The organism is Klebsiella sp. HMSC16A12 (genome assembly GCF_001808265.1).
Classification (GTDB): domain Bacteria; phylum Pseudomonadota; class Gammaproteobacteria; order Enterobacterales; family Enterobacteriaceae; genus Klebsiella; species Klebsiella pneumoniae.
Window position 1 is genome coordinate 4,211 of the sequence record NZ_KV792609.1, and the last position, 2,219, is coordinate 6,429.

General features: G+C 39.9%; 4 protein-coding genes. All 4 read left to right on the forward strand.

What is annotated here, in order from left to right:
* On the forward strand, window positions 1-633 hold a 633-nt coding region (locus HMPREF3140_RS12295; RefSeq protein ID WP_228705078.1), incomplete at its 5' end, for a formylglycine-generating enzyme family protein.
* A gap of 295 nt (window positions 634-928) precedes the next feature.
* The gene (locus HMPREF3140_RS29505) at window positions 929-1,162 is read left to right on the forward strand and encodes an SUMF1/EgtB/PvdO family nonheme iron enzyme (protein ID WP_162487910.1); all 234 of its coding nucleotides are present in this window, start codon (window positions 929-931) and stop codon (window positions 1,160-1,162) included.
* Window positions 1,126-1,698, forward strand: coding sequence for a formylglycine-generating enzyme family protein (locus HMPREF3140_RS29510; protein ID WP_014343198.1), 573 nt, complete (start codon window positions 1,126-1,128; stop codon window positions 1,696-1,698). The genes HMPREF3140_RS29505 and HMPREF3140_RS29510 overlap by 37 nt, the downstream gene beginning before the upstream one ends.
* A 162-nt stretch (window positions 1,699-1,860) precedes the next feature.
* Window positions 1,861-2,175 (forward strand): DUF6392 family protein, encoded by a 315-nt coding sequence (locus HMPREF3140_RS29290; protein WP_153932797.1) that lies wholly within the window; start codon window positions 1,861-1,863, stop codon window positions 2,173-2,175.
* Window positions 2,176-2,219 lie beyond the last annotated feature (44 nt).

A 2,219-nucleotide genomic window follows, 5' to 3' on the forward strand; every position in this document is an offset into this window, starting at 1 on the left:
GTTACCAACGATGATTATAATAAATATCTGCAAATAACAGGGGTAAAAAAAGCACCCATCCATATTTTTTTAAAAAATTATCCATCCTTGCAAAAAGGAGATTATTCTGTTGGTGTTACCTGGCAACAGGCAAAAGACTATTGTCAGTGGTTAGGTAAGGAGTCTGGTAACAAGATTGATTTACCAACAGAGGCGCAATGGGAATATGCAGCAAGATCCAGAGGTCAATATTTTCAGTTTCCAACAAATAATGGTGAGTATTTACCTGGAAAAAATGTTCCGGGTAAAGATGAATTAGATAAATATACAGATGGTTTTGGTTTCCCATTTTACCCAGTAGGCAAATATCCCCCAAATCCCCTGGGTCTGTATGACATGGGACTTAGTGGCTCAGAATGGACCAATGACTGGTATGCGTCAGATTATTACTCTCATTCTCCGGTAAACGATCCCCAGGGACCTGCGCAGGGTACTAAAAAAGTCCTGCGTGGATATATTGGCGGCGACAGACAGTACGCTTTAACCATGTTCAGGCAATCAAAATTGCCAGTTCCGAAGATCGATAAAGACGATGACTATGAAAAATATGGTGTTGGCCCGCAGTATGTCTTTCGTTGTGTCGTTAATAAATAATGTGTGATGCTATCTCTTATTTTAACCGAATCAGAATGCTCAACGAATATTCGGCTGAACCGGATAGGATATTTAATCTACGCCGGATTTCCTGATGTCAGAATATCTTGCCATGATTGATGACCAGCACCCGACGGGGATAATGACTGCCTGATGCAATGGCTGAGGTGATAAGATGATAAAATTAATCGTAGTTGCTTCTGTTGCCGCCAGTTTACTGCTCGGGTGCGATCAGGGAAATACCACCGGGAGTGAAAAAGCAGCTAAAGCACTTGTGGATAAATCGGTCTCTAATATGGTCCCTGTTCAGGGTGGTGAGTTTTTAATGGGTGATTTTGGTCCATTAGTTGGTGAAAAATTACTTTTCAGCATACAACAGGATGATAAAACTTTACATAAGGTTATTTTAAGTGATTTTTCGATATCAAAATATAAAGTCACCAACGATGATTTTAATGTTTATTTGAAAGTAACAGATAAAAAAATCCACCTGTGGATATACTGGCAAAACGTCATCCTTCTCTGCTAAAGGGGGATTATCCTGCAGGTGTTATCTGGCAACAGGCAAAAGATTATTGTCAGTGGTTAGGTAAAAAATCCGGTAAAAAAATTGATTTGCCGACAGAGGCACAATGGGAGTTTGCAGCAAGATCCAGAGGTCAGTATCTTCCGTTTGCTACTAACAATGGTGAGTTTTCACCAGGAAAAAATGTCCCCAGCCAGGATGAACTGAATAAATACACTGATGGGATGGGGCTTCCCATTTATCCAGTAGGTAAATACCCATCAAATCCCTTAGGCCTGTATGATATGGGACTGAGTGGTTCAGAATGGACCAATGACTGGTATGCAGAAGATTATTACTCCCACTCTCCGGTAAAGAATCCTCAGGGACCAGAGCAAGGGACCAAGAAAGTGTTGCGTGGGAATGTTGGCGGCGACAGACAGTACGCATTGACTATGTTTAGACAATCTGCTTCACCACTCCCAGAAGAAGTTGATGGTGACTATGAAAAATATGGTGTTGGTCCGCAGTATGTATTTCGTTGTGTCGTTAATAAATAATGTGTGATGCTATATCTTATTTTAAAAAATCGGTGGCGTTCAACATATAAGGTTTTTTTCTAATGGATGGTAAAATCATGTACAGTAGTGAAATTATTTCATCGTCATCAACGATGATTGTCAACGGAAAAGGTGGTGCTCATTAAAAATCTGAAAGAAGAAATGTTAAGGTTTGAAGATGAAGCCAAAACTGACTGGCTGTTTCCTAATCCTATGCCGTTTGGTCTGGAACGAGTTATGATTCACCAGTGGGTGCGGGCTTATCTAGGATTTCCGATGGTTTACGTTGAAGCAAAAATTGTTATGACTGCTTATAGGGGGGAAGAGATATATACCTTACCTATACCTCATCAAAATAGTTCTGTCGGATTTACCTATAACAATGATTTATTTTCAGAAACCGTGACTTTTTATCCACTGGAGCGAGAAAAGGAGATTCATATTGCGCTTGATAAAAAGCGACTTGGTGGCAAATGAATATTGATATCGAACACTTGTGAAGCAATTAGGTAAACCTTATC